At 36.2% G+C, this 18,758-nt stretch carries 15 protein-coding genes; all 15 read left to right on the top strand.

The genetic code is table 11. The features are described from left to right. Positions 1–33 precede the first annotated feature (33 nt). The 15 genes from HMPREF0874_RS01310 (at position 34) to grpE (ending at position 18,747) form a co-directional block, all read left to right on the top strand. Positions 34–861: a PHP domain-containing protein gene (locus tag HMPREF0874_RS01310; RefSeq protein WP_008600857.1), complete on the top strand. Its 828-nt coding sequence runs from the start codon at positions 34–36 to the stop codon at positions 859–861. A gap of 15 nt (positions 862–876) precedes the next feature. Continuing rightward, entirely contained in the window at positions 877–1,752 is an 876-nt protein-coding gene (locus HMPREF0874_RS01315; protein ID WP_004695710.1) for an Asp23/Gls24 family envelope stress response protein, read from the top strand. An 8-nt stretch (positions 1,753–1,760) separates the two neighbouring features. After that, entirely contained in the window at positions 1,761–3,074 is a 1,314-nt protein-coding gene (gene miaB / locus HMPREF0874_RS01320) for a tRNA (N6-isopentenyl adenosine(37)-C2)-methylthiotransferase MiaB (RefSeq protein ID WP_004697437.1), read from the top strand. A gap of 228 nt (positions 3,075–3,302) precedes the next feature. Continuing rightward, positions 3,303–4,103 carry a class I SAM-dependent methyltransferase gene (locus tag HMPREF0874_RS01325; protein ID WP_008600861.1) on the top strand — a complete coding sequence of 267 codons (801 nt, stop codon included), beginning with the start codon at positions 3,303–3,305 and terminating at the stop codon, positions 4,101–4,103. A 26-nt stretch (positions 4,104–4,129) separates the two neighbouring features. Next, entirely contained in the window at positions 4,130–6,763 is a 2,634-nt protein-coding gene (gene mutS / locus HMPREF0874_RS01330) for a DNA mismatch repair protein MutS (RefSeq protein ID WP_008600863.1), read from the top strand. Further along, a complete protein-coding gene (gene mutL / locus HMPREF0874_RS01335) occupies positions 6,763–8,820 on the top strand; it encodes a DNA mismatch repair endonuclease MutL (RefSeq protein WP_008600864.1) in 2,058 nt (685 codons plus the stop codon). The genes mutS and mutL overlap by 1 nt, the downstream gene beginning before the upstream one ends. 1 nt (position 8,821) lies before the next feature. Then, on the top strand, positions 8,822–9,634 hold the full coding sequence (locus HMPREF0874_RS01340) for a class I SAM-dependent methyltransferase (RefSeq protein WP_008600865.1): 813 nt from the start codon (positions 8,822–8,824) through the stop codon (positions 9,632–9,634). Continuing rightward, positions 9,631–10,560 carry a tRNA (adenosine(37)-N6)-dimethylallyltransferase MiaA gene (gene miaA, locus HMPREF0874_RS01345; protein ID WP_004697251.1) on the top strand — a complete coding sequence of 310 codons (930 nt, stop codon included), beginning with the start codon at positions 9,631–9,633 and terminating at the stop codon, positions 10,558–10,560. Before HMPREF0874_RS01340 ends, miaA begins: the two co-directional genes overlap by 4 nt. Beyond that, complete coding sequence (locus tag HMPREF0874_RS01350) at positions 10,557–11,795, top strand: methionine gamma-lyase family protein (RefSeq protein WP_004695726.1); 1,239 nt, start codon at positions 10,557–10,559, stop codon at positions 11,793–11,795. Before miaA ends, HMPREF0874_RS01350 begins: the two co-directional genes overlap by 4 nt. Positions 11,796–11,993: 198 nt before the next feature. Then, on the top strand, positions 11,994–13,055 hold the full coding sequence (gene mnmA / locus HMPREF0874_RS01355) for a tRNA 2-thiouridine(34) synthase MnmA (protein WP_039964943.1): 1,062 nt from the start codon (positions 11,994–11,996) through the stop codon (positions 13,053–13,055). A gap of 38 nt (positions 13,056–13,093) precedes the next feature. Further along, on the top strand, positions 13,094–14,893 hold the full coding sequence (gene lepA, locus HMPREF0874_RS01360) for a translation elongation factor 4 (protein WP_008600869.1): 1,800 nt from the start codon (positions 13,094–13,096) through the stop codon (positions 14,891–14,893). Between the two features lie 4 nt (positions 14,894–14,897). Continuing rightward, on the top strand, positions 14,898–16,082 hold the full coding sequence (hemW, locus tag HMPREF0874_RS01365; protein WP_008600870.1) for a radical SAM family heme chaperone HemW: 1,185 nt from the start codon (positions 14,898–14,900) through the stop codon (positions 16,080–16,082). A gap of 81 nt (positions 16,083–16,163) precedes the next feature. Next, a complete protein-coding gene (locus tag HMPREF0874_RS01370; RefSeq protein ID WP_004697060.1) occupies positions 16,164–16,766 on the top strand; it encodes a nitrite and sulphite reductase 4Fe-4S domain protein in 603 nt (200 codons plus the stop codon). A gap of 407 nt (positions 16,767–17,173) precedes the next feature. Beyond that, positions 17,174–18,202 (top strand): heat-inducible transcriptional repressor HrcA, encoded by a 1,029-nt coding sequence (gene hrcA, locus HMPREF0874_RS01375; RefSeq protein ID WP_004697456.1) that lies wholly within the window; start codon positions 17,174–17,176, stop codon positions 18,200–18,202. Further along, positions 18,202–18,747 (top strand): nucleotide exchange factor GrpE, encoded by a 546-nt coding sequence (gene grpE, locus HMPREF0874_RS01380; protein WP_004696996.1) that lies wholly within the window; start codon positions 18,202–18,204, stop codon positions 18,745–18,747. The genes hrcA and grpE overlap by 1 nt, the downstream gene beginning before the upstream one ends. The last annotated feature ends 11 nt before the right edge of the window (positions 18,748–18,758 follow it).

Below are 18,758 nucleotides of genomic sequence, written 5' to 3' on the forward strand. Positions count from 1 at the left end.
TAAATGATAGAATATTTGGAATGGAGGTGCTATATGCTTGTAGATTTTCATATACATTCCATCTTTTCAGATGGTGTTGAAACACCTAAAGATCTATTGCAACATGCCATAGACTGTAATGTATCTATGATGGCTTTAACCGATCATGATGAAATAGACGGCATTCAAGCATTGCGTGCTGCTCAAAAGAAGTTAGATCCTAATGAATCTATTAAAATCGTAAATGGCTGTGAATTTAGTGCTGATTATAAAGATAAGTCAATTCATATTTTAGGATATTGTTTTGATGAAAATAATAAAGATTTAATCGATTTTATTACGTTTTTTAAAGGAAAACGTGAAGAACGTATCGATGAAATTATCCGTCGTTGTAATAATGAAGGATATTATATTACAAAAGAAGAGCTCATTAAACAATTTCCTGATACTAAAGCTTATGGTCGCCCACATATTGGTAAACTTTTAATTGATGGTGGTTATGCCAAGGATATTAATGATGTATTTAAAGGTATTCTTCGAAAAGATAGTCCTTGCTATGTTCCTAAGGTAAAAGTAGAGGTTCCTTATATTATTGATATTATACATAAAGCTGGAGGACTTGCTGTTATGGCTCATCCTAAATTGGTTACTAGTGATGAATATGTGTTGGAAATGTTAAATTATGATTTTGATGGTATGGAGGTATATCACTCAAAGCATAATGATGATGATGTGGAGCGATATAAAGAATTCGCTAAAAAGCATAAGCTATTTATTACTGGTGGTTCTGATTACCATGGTATTGTAGGCAAGAAACCTGATAGATTTGGTGATTACTTAGTATCTGGTAAGGATGTATCAGAATTTATTAGTTTGTTATAAATGACGAGGTAGGCTATGGAAGTCGTTGCTTTTGTAGGTAGTAGTGGCACAGGTAAAAGTCATCGTGCCCTCGTAGTTGCTCATGAAAATAAAATTGAATGTATCATCGATGATGGTATTTTGATTCATGATAATAAAATTGTAGCTGGCTTTTCTGCAAAAAAAGAGTCTAGTCGTTTAAAAGCTGTTCGTCGTGCTATTTTTCAAGACGAAGTACAAGTTAAATCCGTACGAGAACAATTAGATAAGATTAAACCTAATAAGCTTATGATTATCGGCACTTCTGATAATATGGTTAAGAAGATTACTAAAGCTTTAGGCTTACAAGAACCTGATCGATATATTCGTATAGAAGATGTTGCAACACCTAAGGAAATTGAAAAGGCACAACATGCACGTCTTAAAGAGGGTAAACATATAATTCCTGTGCCGACTATGGAATTAAAGCCACACTTTAGGGGGTATTTGATTGATCCAATCAAAACCATGTGGCGCCGCAGGACTTTGAAAAAACAAGATCAAGATACCTTAGGTCAAATTGGTTCTGAAGGATTTGAACGTTCTGTTGTACGGCCTGCTTTTAGCTACTATGGTCGACTCACTTTTGACGATGAAGTAATTATTAAATTGATTAGAAATGGGTTAAAAAAAGTAGCTGGTGTCGATGAGACCAGTATAATTTCTTTTAAAAAAAGCGACAAAGGTCAAAACGGTCTTGTTGTTGATATGGCTGTAGTTATTGAACATGGATATCCTGTTAAACCGTTGATGCAACAGGTACAAAAATCTGTTCGCAATGAAATTGAATATATTACCGGCATGTCTATTGAACGCATGTCCATTAAAGTTAAGAATATTATTGAAACAAAACGTAAGATTGTTAAAGTGTAGGAGTTAGAATGAAGTCTTATTATATTTACACCTATGGTTGTCAAATGAATACCGCCGACTCTGAGCGATTATCGCATCAGCTGGAATCTGTTGGGTATATACCAACAGAGAATGTTGAAACTGCAGATTTAATTCTGCTAAATACTTGTGCAGTGCGTGAAAATGCAGAAACTAAAGTTTATGGGCGTATAGGTGAGCTAAAAAGACTAAAACGTAATAATAAAAACTTGATTATCGCCGTCACAGGATGTATGGCTCAAAAAAATCAAGCAGAAATGTTTAAACGAGCTCCTCATATTGATATTGTATTGGGTACTCATAATATTCAACATATTAACGAGATGATTGAAGAAGTACAACATGGACATACGCATCAAATCAGCGTAGATATGGATAACTCTGTATTGCCTGAATTAGAGGCAAAACCAAATGGCTCTTTTTATGCATGGGTACCTATTATGAATGGCTGTAATAAATTTTGCACCTATTGTATTGTTCCCCATGTACGTGGTAGAGAGATTAGCCGTCCTGTAGAGGCCATTGTTAAAGAGGTTACAGACCTAGGGGTTAAAGGATTTAAAGAGATCACTTTATTGGGGCAAAATGTAAACTCTTATGGCCTAGATTTTAAAGATGGTACAGATTTTGGTACATTAATTGATGCTCTTGATGGTATTCCTGGTATAGAACGTATTCGCTATATGACAAGTCATCCTCAAGATATGAGTAAGTCTATGATTGATGCTCTTGGTAGGTCATCCAATATTGTGACGCATTTACATTTACCTATTCAATCTGGTTCCAATCGTATTTTAAAGAAAATGAATCGTCATTACACGGTAGAGCATTATAAAGAATTACTTTCTTATTGCCGTGAAAAAATAAAAGATGTGGTGGTGACTACGGATATTATTGTAGGTTTCCCAGGAGAAACTGAGGAAGATTTTCAAGCTACATTACAATTATTAAAAGATGTGCGCTATGACATGGCGTATACGTTTATCTACTCTAAGCGATCTGGAACGCCAGCAGCAACTATGGATGATCAAATTCCAGAAGAGATTAAGCGCGTTCGCTTACAAACATTGATGGATGTACAAAATGAAATCTCTTATGAATTAAATAAACCTATGGAAGGACAAGTATTTGATATTATTGTAGAGGGACCAAGTCCTCGTGATGAAGACATGTGGTTCGGTCGTACATCTGGTAATAAAATGGTTTTATTCCCTAAGGATGACTCCCTATCAATTGGTCAAACTGTACCAGCTCATATCGATAAAGCTCAAACATGGGTTTGTTATGGTAGTATTGTAAAATAAACTATTAGAATCAAAAAGAACTCGTCACTATTATGTTAACTCTAAGGTTAGAATTTTTATCTAAAATTAGTTTGCTAAACATGTGGTGGCGATGTTCTTTTTTACCATAGATGCTGATTAGAAATCATATGTGTTATAATAATAAAATAATATAAAAGTTGTATATTGAAGACATTCATAGGTATGAACACCATTTACATTTTGTATTTTTACAAAGAAGGTGTAACTATGAAACTTGATTTAAACGCTGTAGGCGAAACGGCATTATTGACACTATATGCAAGAGCGAAAGATTATGAGTCAGATCAATCTGTATTAAAGGATCAGAAATCCTGGGATATTTTAAAGCATATTGATTATGATTTTGATCAATTTAAAGATGTTAAGATGTCTTATTATGGAATTTTAGGACGAGCAAAAGTAATCGATGAAGAGATACGAAACTTTATATCTCTATATCCAGATTGTATCGTCGTATCATTAGGTGCCGGTTTAGATACTATGTTTTATCGAGTCGACAACGGTTATATTGATTGGTATAATATCGATTTTGCCGGAGTGATTGAAGCACGTACACAATTTTTTGAGCCTCATGAACGAGTACATAACGTAGTGAGCTCTATAACTGATGAATTGTGGACTAAAAATATTGAGATAAATGGCCGAAAACTATTGCTTGTTAGTGAAGGGGTAGTTATGTATCTTACACTGGATGAAATGAAGCAATTCTTAGGCTTACTGACTGATTCTTTTGAAGAATTTACCTTATATCTTGATATGATTTCTCCTTACGTGGCAAAACGTAGTAAACAACATGATATGCTCAGTAAAATGGATGTTACTTTTCAATGGGGAACTAAGGATGGTCATGAAATTGTAGTTATGAATCCTAAGCTTAAACAGACTGGATTGATTAATTTTACAGGAAGTATGTTGTCCTTAGCACCTATTGTTTATAAATTATTATACCCGTTTATATATTTGTTTAATAATCGTATGGGAATATACGAATATAAGCGGAATCTGTGATATGACTCATAATATATGAGGTGAATATGAGTAAAAAGCAAACACCTATGATGGAGCAGTATTTAGATATTAAATCTAGATACTCTGAAGAATTATTGTTCTTTCGATTAGGTGATTTTTATGAATTATTTAATGAGGATGCTTTAGTCGCATCACGTGAACTTAATATTACCTTAACAGGTCGTCCTACAGGAGATGAGGAACGCACACCGATGTGTGGCGTTCCTTTTCATGCGGCTGAAAGCTACATAGAAACGCTTGTAAAAAAAGGATATAAAGTTGCTATCTGTGAACAACTAGAAGATCCTAAAGCAGTTAAAGGCATTGTTAAGCGCGATGTCATTAAAGTTGTTACTCCTGGTACAGTGATGACAGAAAATGGTAACGATGCACGGTCAAATAACTTTTTATCATTATTTTATATGGTAAAAGATACGTGGATTCTTGTGTTTTCTGATGTATCTACAGGGGAAGTTATTTGGCACCGCATTACTGATTGTGAAAAACGCAGTGATATGTACGATGCACTCAGCATGTATAGACCAAGTGAAATCATATTGCCTGAAGGAACGATATTACCGCAAGATATTCAGGATTTTATTGAAAATCAATTTAGTAATGTCGTATTTTCTCCTTTTTCTACATACTATACACAACGTGAAGTAGCTGAAAAAGCTGTAACTCATTTCGGTGATTTAGGCCTTATGGAAGAGGATGTATGGGAAGCATTAGGTTATATGCTTTTATATTTAGAGGATATCATTAAATCTGAAATTTCTCATATCAACTATGTACATCAATTAAGTGTAGGTAATCGCCTTATTCTTGATACATCTTCTTTGCGGCACCTTGAAATTACTCATAATTTACGCGATGGTGGACAAAAAGGTACTTTACTGGATGTACTAGATCGTACGTTGACACCAATGGGGGCACGCCTTTTAAAACAATGGCTTGAAAGTCCATTAACTGATATAAATCAAATACAACGTCGTCAAGCAGCCGTTTCAGAACTTATTACACGCGGTGCTGAACGTTCTCATATTCGTAACTTTTTAGATTGTATTTACGATTTTGAACGCATCGTTGGTCGTGTTGAAACCGGATCTGTGTCTCCCAGAGATTTAACGGCTCTTCGTGAGTCATTAGTAGTTCTACCTGATATTAAGAATGTATTAGGTACATGTTCAAGTCTAGCTTTAACATCTATTAATGAGCGCATGCAAGATCATAAAGATATTTATGACTTATTATGTCGAGCTATTGCAGAGCAACCAGCGTTGACATTAAAAGACGGTCGTGTTATTAAAGATGGATTTAATGCTGATTTAGATGAGCTACGTTCTTTAGCGACTAATAGCGAGCAATGGCTTGCTAAGATGGAAGCGGATATTAAAGAAGCTACAGGGCTTTCAAAAATTAAGACTGGTTACAATAAAGTGTTTGGTTACTATTTCGAGGTATCCCATAGTAAATCAGAACAAGTACCAGACTATTTCATACGAAAACAAACCCTGGCCAATGCTGAACGCTATATTACGCCTGAGTTAAAAGAGTTTGAAATTAAAATTCTCAGCGCAAAAGATAAAATCATCGCTTTAGAGCACGAACTATATCAACAATTGCGTAATGATATTAAACTCGTTATCAAAGATGTGCAAGAAACGGCTCGTGCTCTTGCAGACCTTGATGTATTATGCTCATTAGCATTAGTTGGATACGAAGAAAACTATATTTGTCCAACTATTGTGATGAATGGTCAAATCAATATTCGTGATGGTCGTCATCCTGTTATTGAAAAGTTCTTAAAACGTGAGGTATTCGTACCAAATGATATCGTTTTAAATCATGATGAAGAAGAATTTTTACTCATTACAGGCCCTAATATGGCAGGTAAATCTACTTACATGCGTCAAGCGGCTATCTTAATGATTATGGCACAGATTGGTTCCTTTATCCCTGCTCGTGAAGCGTCTATCTCACCTGTGGATCGTATTTTTACACGTGTCGGTGCTAGCGACGATATTTCTACTGGTCAAAGCACGTTCATGGTAGAAATGAAAGAGGTAGCGTATATTTTAGAAAATGCTACTCATAATAGTTTAATTATTCTCGATGAAATTGGTCGGGGTACGAGTACCTTTGATGGTTTGAGTATCGCACAAGCCGTAGTGGAACATATTTGTAAGCACATTCATAGCAAGACTTTATTTGCAACGCACTACCATGAATTGATTTGCTTAGAAGAAAGCTATAGTAAATTAAAAAATTATACCGTTGCAGTTAAAGAAAAAGGGAAAGATGTTGCTTTCTTGCGTCGTATCATTAAAGGTGGTGCAGATCGCAGTTATGGTATCCATGTTGCCAGACTGGCGGGCCTACCTAACTCTGTATTAAAACGAGCTGAAGTGATTTTAGAATCCTTGGAAGATCAAAGTCATGATGCAAGTGACTTAAATAATCGAGTTATGGGTGCTCAACTTACTAATGTGGCAAAACCAGCGGTTAAGCAAGTTAGTGATTCTCCACTAGGCAATTTATTTACCCATTCCGTAGTAGATAGCTTACTGGAAGTCGATGTAATGAGCATGACTCCAATTGAAGCATTAAATAAATTATATGAACTACAAGAGGAGGCTCGTAAAGGAGGCGGGAAATAATGGCAACCATTCACGTATTGGATGAAACGACAATCAATAAGATAGCTGCCGGTGAAGTCGTTGAACGTCCCGCATCAGTTATTAAAGAGCTCATTGAAAACTCTATTGATGCGTCTGCCACTAATATTGAGGTTGAAATTGGTGAAGGCGGTGTGGCCTATATGCGGATTACTGATAATGGTATCGGTATGACGGAGGAAGATGCTCGCTTGGCGATTCTACGTCATGCAACCTCTAAAATTCAACAAGTAGAGGACCTCTTTGATATTGCGTCCCTAGGCTTCCGTGGGGAGGCTTTGGCTAGTATTGCCTCTGTATCTCATTTCTCTTTGACTACTCGTAAAGCAGACTCTGATTTGGGGACTCGTATTACTGTTGATGGCGGCACTTTTACCGATTGCATTCCTTATGGTGCGGCACCTGGTACAACTATCGAAATTAAAGATTTATTTTATAATACGCCGGCTCGTCGTAAATTCTTAAAAACGGAGCGTACAGAAGCCTCTAAAATTCAAGATATTGTAGGGAAATTAGCTCTAAGTAATCCACATATTTCTTTTAAGCTTATCATAGATGATCGGGTAGCTATTATCACACCAGGAAATGGCGATATTAGTGATACTGTAGCTGCGCTATATGGATATAAAACCAAAGATGATATTTTTACTGTTGCTTATGAAAGTGATTCTATCTATATCGATGGCGTAGTGAGTAAGCCCACACTTCTTAAAAGTACAAGGATATGGCAGACCATTATCGTCAATAATCGCGTGATTTCTGATAAAACCATAATGAAGGCTATCGATAATGCATACCATGCACTATTGCCGAAAAATGGTCATCCTTTAGTGGTACTAAATATTACTGTGCCTGCGAGAATGGTTGATATAAACGTACATCCTCGCAAGAGTGAAGTTAAATTCTCAGATGATAAGATTATATTTAAAGCCGTATATCACGGTATCTTAAATGCTTTAAATAATCCACTCCATGAGAGATACGAACGAGAGTCATCATCTTATATGACTGGTACAGTTGCTAACATATCCGATAAATATGGTAATGATATTGCTAGTAATAGTAATAGTAATAGTAATAGTGATATTAAGAATTTTAGTTCTAATAGTACATTCTTAGCTGGTAATACTACTTATGATTCTTATCAAGCACCTACTGTTGTACACGATTCGATGCAGTCAGCTGAACATATAGCAACAGCTATAGATTATGATAAGGTTTTTGGTGGACGCCGTACAAAAGGCTATGAAGTCATGCGCGGTGAAACTTCGCAGTTTGTGGAAAATCTTAAAACAAAGGGGTATACACCACCTGCACCTAAAGCTACTTATGAACAATCCTCTTTTGTAGATGAAAGTTTTGAAGCTGTTCCTACTGCATACACTAGTTATACTTCGGAAGATGTAGAGAAGTTTAAATCCTTGTCTCACGATATTCGTAACGAAGAGATAGAAGAACGTACAATTCAAAACTCGGGCTTTTTACCAATGGGTCAAGTTGCATCTTGTTATATATTAGCTAAAAAAGGTGATGATCTATATATCATAGATCAACATGCTGCACATGAGCGTGTGCGTTATGATAAGTTGTGTAAGTCTTCTGAATCGATTCCTATGCAATCTATTTTGGTTCCTCAGTATAGTGAGGCCACAAATGATGAAATGAATTTGGTAGAGGAAGAACGAGAAACATTACTTGATCTTGGCTTTGATGTAGAGTTAGGTGGTCCTACTAAGATAAAATTAGTAGGGGCTCCAGTAGATTTAGTAGAGTCAAAAGCATTTGAAATTCTCCAATATATATTCTCTTACTTACATGATCATCAACAGCCTACTAAGGCCCAATTACGACATGAAATGCTAGCTTATGCATCTTGTAGAGGGGCCATCAAGGCAGGTCATAATTTAAATATGTATCAAATGACTACCTTAATTGAGGACTTATTTAGTACCGAAAAACCATATGTATGTCCTCATGGTCGTCCTACGATTATCAAATTTACACCTGATGAATTAGGTAAATTATTCTTACGGTCTTAATATGAATATATTAACTACAGCTCAAAAATCTAATGAGGCCATTCAAGAGGAAGCCAAAGCTTTGGCTTCCTCTATGCATATGGCCTATATAAAAAGAGGAAAATTATCTATACCAGCATTATTTAATGCTTATCCATGTGATTTTATTGTTGTTCTTTCTGGTAATGGCTTAACTATTCATTTTCCTGATAATCAGCAACATAGCTTTCATTTATCCATGGCTCAATTACGTATACTACGTTTGCAACGTGGAGAAGGAGATCATTTAATTAATGCTGTTCAGACAATACTAAATACTAATAAAATAACTGATAAAGAAGAATTTTCGTTTCTTGATTGTACAATTGGTCTTGGTAGTGACAGTATCGTTGTGAGCTATGCTTTTCCTCAGGCTAAAATAAAAGGTCTAGAAGGTTCTTTACCTATATGGCTTGCCACATCTTATGGTTTAGCTCATTATTCGCATAATGTGAAAAGTGTGACGGACGCATTACGTCGTATTGAGGTAAGTTATGATATCTTTGAAAACTATGTACCTAATCTACCAGATGAAAGTATAGATATTATTTATTTTGATCCCATGTTTGAGGTCCCTGTAGAGGATAGTCCTCAATTTAAACCACTTCGTGGACATACTGTGGAAAGTCATATTGATGATAAAATTATGGAGGAAGCTATGCGTGTTGCCTCTTATGGTGTTATCATTAAAGAACGACCATTTAGTTCTGTCTTTCAGAAATATCCACCTCACCAATGGGTAGGAGGAAAATATAGCCGCATAGGCTATGGTGTATATATGAAGGAGCTATTGTGAATCCCTTAATTACCATCGTTGGACCTACTGCGGTAGGCAAAACAGATCTTACCTTGGACTTAGCAGAACAGCTACATGCTGAGGTTATTTCTGGTGATGCTTACCAGGTTTATAAACAACTTAATATTGGTACCGCTAAACCATCGGTGGATGAACTTAATCGGGTGAAACATCATCTCATCGATATACTGGAACCAAATGATTCATATTCGGTATCTATTTTTCAAGATCAAGCTAAAGAAATAATTGCAAGATTAAAAGATAGAAATATCCCTCCTATTCTGTCTGGTGGTACAGGACTGTATGTCCAATCATTATTGGAAAACTACAACTTTAATGATGTTAAACCTGACGAATATTTGCGAGCAGAACTCGATGAGCTCTATAGTACAAAAGGTATTGAAGGCTTACGAGAATATGCTTTCACATTAGGTAAAGAGCATAATATAGAGATACAATATAGCGACAAACATCGTTTGTATCGAGCTATTGAGATATTGCATCATGGTGATGTAGATTCGTTGCGAAATCAGACAAAAGATGGTGTATCCTATAAAGGTCCTGTTATCGGTCTCATGAGAGATCGTGATAAATTATATGAACGCATCAATTTACGCGTTGATATGATGTTTGATGCAGGTTTGATTGAAGAGGTGGAACAACTCATAAAATCTGGAGTGAATCCAGATTGCCAAGCTTTTAAAGGTATTGGCTATAAAGAGGTTGTAGACTATATAAATGACAATATAACATTAGATGAGTGTCGTGACTTAATTAAGAAGAATACACGTCACTTTGCTAAGCGCCAAATTACATGGTATAAACGTATGCCATATATAGAATGGATACATATTGATAGCAATACATCTAAAGATTTTATATTTAATAAAGCTATGGATTTAATCCGTAGAGAAGGATTAGCATGACATTAGAAGAAATACGCAGTAAAGCCCTAGAAATGGCTGAACCAGAATTTAAGAAATTTGAACCTATTGCATTGGCCAATACAAAAAAAGTATTAGAAGCCTTTAAGGAATGCCAAGTATCTGATTATCATTTCACTGGTACTACTGGTTATGGATATAACGACGTAGGGCGTGAAAAATTAGATGAAGTATTTGCCTATGTATTTAAAGGTGAAAAGGCTATCGTTCGTCCTCATTTTGTTTCTGGTACACATGCGTTAGCTACTACATTAATTTCTTTGATGGGAAATGGCTCTAAAGGGACAGAGTTTATCTATGCCGTAGGGGCTCCTTATGATACGATGCAATCCGTTATCGGTGCCGCTCGTGAAGTACGTGGTTCTTTAGTAGAAAAAGGTTTTACCTATACTGAGGTACCATTGAAAGATAATACTTATGATGTTGAAGCTATTGCTAACGCTGTTAACGATAATACGCGGGTAGTAGTGATTCAACGGTCTCGAGGCTATAGCACACGTGAACCTTTATCTATTGCAGATATTAAGGTTATTGTAGATGCTGTAAAAACTAAAAATTCTAAAACGATTTGTTTCGTAGATAATTGTTACGGTGAATTTACAGAGCTGCAAGAACCATTAGAAGCTGGTGCTGATATTATGGCTGGCTCTCTCATTAAAAATGCAGGTGGCGGTTTAGCACCAACTGGTGGTTACATTGTTGGTAGAGAAAACCTTGTAGAGGATGCAGCATATCAATTGACAGCTCCTGGACTTGGTGATCATATGGGTTCATATGCTCCTGGTTATCGCTTGTTCTTCCAAGGTTTATTTATGGCACCTCACGTAGTATTACAAGCTCTTAAAGGTGCTGTATATACGGCTGCTGTAGGTGAGTTACTAGGCTATGATGTATTCCCTAAGGTAAATGCTGATCGCTATGACTTGATTCAAGCCATTAATCTGAAAAATGGGGAAGAAATGGAGCATTTCTGTGTAGGTATGCAAGCCTATTCTCCTGTAGATGCTCACGTACATCCTATTCCTGGGGATATGCCTGGGTACGAAGATAAAATCATCATGGCTGGTGGTACCTTTGTACAAGGTTCCTCTATTGAACTCAGTGCCGATGGTCCTATACGTCCACCATATACAATTTTCATGCAGGGTGGCCTAGTATTTGAACATTCCATGCTTGGTATTTTAGGAGCTGCTGAAGAACTATTAAAACATAGATAATGTTTAGAATCTCTTTCTTTTGTGAAAGGGATTCTTTTTATTTCAAATCTTTTCAATATACCTATTTCTAGGCTATAATATAAGTTGCTATAATTTTATAGCAATACTACTCGGACTTTTACACCGAACTAGTGTTTTACACGTCAGGCTTTCACCCTGATTAGTTTTATGATCAAGAGATCATTAAAAGGAGAAAGTATGGAAAAAGTTATCGCTGTAGCTATGAGTGGCGGCGTAGACAGTTCTTTAACTGCTGCAATGCTATTAAAACAAGGCTATAAAGTATTTGGTATTACCCTATGGTTATGGGTGAGTGGTACGCCCTATGATGAGGTGCCTCTTGCCGTAACTGATGCTAAGAAGATGTGTGATTTTCTTGGTATCGAGCATCATGTTATCGATGCTCGTGATGTATTCTACGAAAACGTAGTAGATTACTTTGTAAAAGAATATGCCTATGGTCGTACGCCAAATCCTTGTGTATTTTGTAACAAGAACATCAAGTTTGACTTGATGCTCAATCGTGCTCTTGAATTAGGTGCCACACATATGGTAACTGGTCATTATGCACAAGTAAATTATAATGAAAAAACAGGTCTATATGAGTTACATAAAGGTGTTGATCCTACAAAAGACCAAAGTTATGTTATGTACAATATGAACCAACGTATTTTGAGTCATCTTATGTTCCCATTAGGTGGTCAATGTAAGACTGAAACACGTAAATTAGCTGCTGAATATGATTTGCCAGTCGCTAAAAAACCAGATAGTGTAGATATTTGTTTCTTGCCTCATGGGAATTATCAAAAGCTTGTGGTAGAAGAAATGAAGGGTAAGCCAGAGTCTGGTAATATCGTTACCGAAGATGGTGAGGTATTAGGTAAGCACAACGGCTTATTTAATTATACGATTGGTCAACGTAAAGGCCTTGGTATTGCTTATAAACACCCTTTATATGTTATTGGATTTAATGGGGATCGTAATGAGGTCATCGTGGGTCCTAACGAACATCTCTTTACAAATCGCATGATTTGTAAGTTCTATAACTTCTTAGATGATACAATTCATAAGGAATTGAAGGCAGAAGGAAAAATTCGCTATGCAGCTAATCCTTCTCCTTGCACAGCACGTATCCTCGATGACGATACAATGGAGGTTATTTTTGAAGAACCACAACGGGCTATTACCCCAGGTCAGTCTGTAGCCTTTTATAATGGCACTCAATTATTGGGAGGTGCTGTTATCGATCACGTATGTTAGAAAGGAGAATGCAAGTTCTTTGAACTTGTTTACATGGTATGTCAACGAAAAAGATTCGAAACTTCTGTATTATAGCTCATATCGACCATGGTAAATCAACCATTGCTGATAGATTAATTGAATATACTGGTACATTACAAAAACGTGAAATGGAGGCTCAAGTTTTGGACTCCATGGACCTTGAACGTGAACGCGGCATTACTATTAAAGCGCAATCTGTTCGTATTTTGTATAAAGCTCAAGATGGTGAAGAATATATTTTGAATCTCATCGATACTCCGGGCCACGTCGATTTCAGCTATGAAGTATCTCGTTCTCTTGCCGCTTGTGAAGGGGCATTACTTGTTGTTGATGCTGCTCAAGGTGTAGAAGCACAAACGTTGGCAAATGTATATCTCGCTTTAGAACATGATCTTGAAATCATTCCTGTTATTAACAAGATTGATTTGCCGTCAGCAGATCCTGATCGTGTTAAACAAGAAATTGAAGATATTATTGGTTTAGACGCATCTGATGCTGTATTATGCTCTGCCAAATCAGGTATCGGTATTCCTGATATTTTAGAAGCTATTGTAAATAAAGTTCCTGCACCACCAGATAAATCTGATGAGCCAACAAGAGCCTTGATTTTTGATAGCCGTTTTGATGCGTATAAAGGTGCTATTGCCTATGTCCGTGTAAAAGAAGGGTCCATAAAAGCAAAAGATATAATTCGCATGATGCATGATAAAAAGGACTTTGATGTTACAGAACTCGGTATTTTTACTCCAAATCTTGTACCTGTGCAAGAATTACCATGTGGCTCAGTAGGTTGTATTGCAGCTAGCATCAAAAATGTAAAAGATTGCCATGTAGGCGATACTGTAACATTAGCTAATAATCCTGCATCAGAACCATTGCCTGGTTATCGTAAGGCTGTATCTATGGTGTACTGTGGCCTTTACCCAACAGAGTCTAAAGATTATGAAAACCTTCGGGATGCATTAGAAAAGTTACAGCTTAATGATGCTGCCTTAGAATATGAAGCAGAAACATCATTGGCATTGGGCTTTGGTTTCCGTTGTGGGTTTCTCGGTCTTTTGCATATGGACGTAATTCAAGAACGTTTAGAACGTGAATATAACTTGACGCTTATTACGACGGCTCCATCGGTAAATTACAAAGTGTACAAAACAAATGGGGAAATGCTCGAAGTCGATAATCCAGCTAAATTACCACCTCCAACAGAAATTGATTACATTGAAGAGCCTTATGTAAAGGCGACTACAATTGTACCTAAAGATTTTGTTGGTACTATCATGGAATTATCTCAAGATAAACGCGGTGAATATCAATCTATGGAATATTTGGATGAAACACGCGTATCTGTCGTTTATCACTTGCCATTGAGTGAAATCATTTATGATTACTTTGATAAATTAAAATCTGCTACAAAGGGGTATGCATCTCTTGACTACGAATTGATTGGATATAAACAATCTCCAATGGTTAAGATGGATATTCTCTTAAATGGTGATCCTGTAGATGCATTGTCCATTATTGTACACAAGGACCGTGCAGCTACACGTGGACGTGCATTAGCTGAGAAATTGAAAGAATTGATTCCTCGTCAAATGTTTGAAATTCCAATTCAAGCGGCGGTAGGTACAAAAATTGTGGCTCGTGAAACTGTAAAAGCTTGGCGTAAGGACGTTTTGGCAAAATGTTACGGTGGTGATATTTCTCGTAAGCGTAAATTACTTGAAAAACAAAAAGCCGGTAAGAAACGCATGAAGTCCGTCGGTTCCGTAGAGATCCCGCAAGAAGCATTCATGGCGATTCTCAAGGTTGAGGACTAATAAAATGAAAACAGATTCTGATATTCTGAATCTGTCTACACTGAGGGATATGGGGTTGTATGTCCATATCCCTTTTTGTAAACAGAAATGTATGTATTGTGATTTTCCTGCTTATCAAAATTTACAAGATTATTACGAAACCTATGTATATGCTTTAGTTCAAGAAATCGATTTATGGGTCTCTGAACATCCAGAGTCTACATCTAAAGCTATTGATACAATTTATTTTGGTGGAGGTACGCCTACAGAATTATCGATTCAACAACTACAGATGATTCTTGATAAAATTAAAAATACTTTTACAATTACTGACGATTGTCATATGACTATTGAATCGAATCCTGGGGAAGTAAATTTACATTACTTAACGAAATTAGTTAAACTTGGTTTTAATCGTATTAGCTTTGGTGTTCAAACATTTGACGATAAGTTGCTTACCATGCTTCATCGTAGTCACAACGGAGAACAGGCAAAACAAGCCGTTTATGATGCTAAAGAGGCGGGCTTTACTGATATCAATATTGATTTGATTTATGGTTTGCCACGACAAACATTAGAGGATATTCAATATAATTTAGATATTGTAAAAGACTTACCGATTAATCATATTTCAACGTATGGACTTCAAGTTGAGGTAGGAACGTATCTATATCATTTAGTACAAAAGAACCTTATTTCTATTCCTAGTGAAACCATTGATGAATCCATGTATGACATGATGATGGACGGATTAAAAGCTTTAGGCTTTGAACGATATGAGATTTCAAATTTCGCCAAGACTAATTCCTATAGCCGTCATAATTTAAAATATTGGCACTATGTAGATTATTTAGGCTTTGGTGCTGGTGCTCATTCCTTCTATGACGGAGTACGCCGTAGTAATAATCGTAATGTAATGCCCTATATACAATCCGTTGACAGATATATTATGCCTACTATTGATACGGAGACGATTACTTTAGAGCGAGCTCAAGAGGATTTTTGCTTTTTAGCTCTTCGCACTAAATGGGGCCTTGATGAGCGAAAATTTGAAGATAAATTTGGCGTATCTGTCCATAATTTATTTGGTACTACTTTAGAGGATTTAGTTAGTAAAGATCTATTAGAATATCAAAGTGGAAGTTATCATTTAACCGCTGAAGGTGCCAAGCATGGAAACTATGTATTTAGTCAATTTATTCGTGAGTAATTTCTCACAGTTTCTCAAAATCTAATATGTTAGTATAAATAGGATGATGATGAATAAGCATGCTAGATTTGAGGAGGAACGATGAAGACATCTGTAATATTACACGGTTTACATAATGAATTTACTTTAGATCAAATGAAAGCATGCATAGAACTTGCTGAAAAATATGGCGGATCCTTTCGCCATGTTGTAACAGGTATACAAATTACAGGTATTGAAAAAGATGATAAGGAACAGCTAATTTCTGAATTGCCTGATGGCGTGACAACTGTTATTCATAGAGGTGTTAATTCCTTAATTGCCTGTGTAGGTAAAGGCCATTGTAAAAATGGACAAATGGAAACTAAAGAATTGGCTGATTATGTAGAGAGAAAACACTACGGCCGAAAAACATCTCATAAGTGCAAGATTGGCATCAGTGGATGTGGACGTAACTGCCCTGATGCGATGGTGAAAGATATTGCTTTTATTGGTACATCTCAAGGTTTTATGTTGGCTGTTGGCGGTAATACAGGCATGAGACCAGAAGCAGGAAAAATTTTAGCAAGAAAACTAACTATTGAGCAATCTAAAAAAGCTGTAGACATTTTGATTGATTGGTATGCGGAACATGGGGAACCTCGTGAACGTATGGGACAATTGTTAGAACGACTTGGTAATCCATTAGAAGGTGTAGAACTATAAATTATTATATTTCTAGTACTTATTGATTTATGGTTTTAGTCTGTAAATAGTCAGGGCCCAAAAAGTATTCTAACTAAGAGTCCATTAACAATAGAATTATAATAAAATTATTACAAATATAAACACTTATACTATTTCAGGTTTTAATAATAGAAATTTTATTAGACCAACATATTCTAATCTTTAAATTTTGGGATATGTCATAAATGTAGATAGTATAAGTGTTTTCTTATTTTTGTACTTTGATTTTTTGACCAATTAATTAAAAATATTGAATTGTCTTTTTGACTAAATAGATATTATTTGACTTTTTAAGGATTTTTCTGCTTGACATTTTTTTTGAATATGATAATATTATACATGCGATTAGCACTCAAAGTTTATGAGTGCTAACAAGAGGTGTCATTATGGATGAAAGAAAACAGCGCATCTTGCGAGCCATAATTGAAGACTATGTTAAGTCCGCAGAACCTGTAGGATCTCGAACGATTGCTAAAAATTATGATCTTGGCATCAGTCCTGCTACGGTGCGGAACGAAATGTCCGATTTAGAGGAATTAGGCTATTTAGAGCAACCTCATACATCGGCTGGACGTATTCCTTCAGCTAAGGGCTATCGCTTATATGTTGATTCTATGCTGAGTCGACAACCTGTTCCATTACAGGATGCTGAAAAAATTGAAATGTTATGGAAACGTTCCAATGGATCAACGAGTGAACTCTTTCTCAATATGGCTAAACTACTTTCACAGGTAAGTCATAGCATGAGTTTATTCTTAGCACCAGCCCATGATAGAGCATTAATCAAATACATTCATGTATTACCGCTAGATAGTCATCAAGCCATTATGGTAGTTATTACTGAAACAGGAGCACTCGATAATGAATTGATGTACTTTGGTGAAAGCGTTTCACCAGAGCTTTTACAGAGTTTAGCCATACAATTTAGCAATGCACTACAGAATGTAAGTATTGGTCATGTAACGGCTGAGGCTTTAGGATCTATATTGGTCCATATGGAAGGACCACAGGGAATTTTATTAATCCTTTCGGAGACATTATTACGAGCTATTAATAAACGTAAGTTGTTCTATTCGGTAGGTACCACAGAGTTGTTAAATCAACCAGAGTTTAAGTCTGTTGAGAAGGTACAACCCTTGCTTTCCTTAGTGGAAGAACAAAATCAATTAGGACAGCTATTAAAAGATGATTCTCCAACACCTGTTAAGGTCAAGATTGGTATTGAGAATGAAACTGAAGCGCTACATTCAGTGAGTGTGGTACAAGCTGATTTTACGAATCAAGATCAGCCTATTGGAACTCTTGCTATTCTTGGTCCAACGCGGATGGAATACGGACGTATCATTGGCATGTTGTCCCATATGAAACATATAATGGAAACTATGGTAAAAGAACAAAACAGAAAGGGCATATAATGGCTGAAGAACAAGACATTAAACAAGAAACAGTGGAGGAAACAGAGGATACTACGAATGTAGAGGAACCAACTGTTGAAAAAACTGAAGAAGCTGTGGCTGATGCTGCTCAAGTGTTAGAAGAACTTAAAGCCGACTTTGATAATCGCTATAAACGGTTACAAGCGGACTTTGAAAACTTCAAACGACGTACTAATCAGGAAAAAGAGCAACTTGCAGGATATGTAAAAGGGGATGTATTAACAGACCTTCTTCCTGTCTTGGATAACTTTGAACGGGCTGTTCAAAGTCCTGCAGAGGGGGAAGCAAAAGTATTCCTCGATGGATTCATTATGATTCATCAAAATTTGATGGCTATGTTATCTAAACATGGTTTAGCGGTTATTGAGGCTGTGGGGCAACCATTTGATCCAAATTTCCATCAAGCGATTATGCGTGTACCGTCAGATGAATATGAATCCGATACGGTGTGTGAAGTATTGCAAACTGGCTATACTGTTGATGGTCGTTGTATACGTCCAGCAATGGTAAAAGTTGTTGAATAGATTATAAAGTT

The organism is Veillonella sp. 6_1_27 (genome assembly GCF_000163735.1).
Classification (GTDB): Bacteria; Bacillota; Negativicutes; order Veillonellales; family Veillonellaceae; genus Veillonella; species Veillonella parvula_A.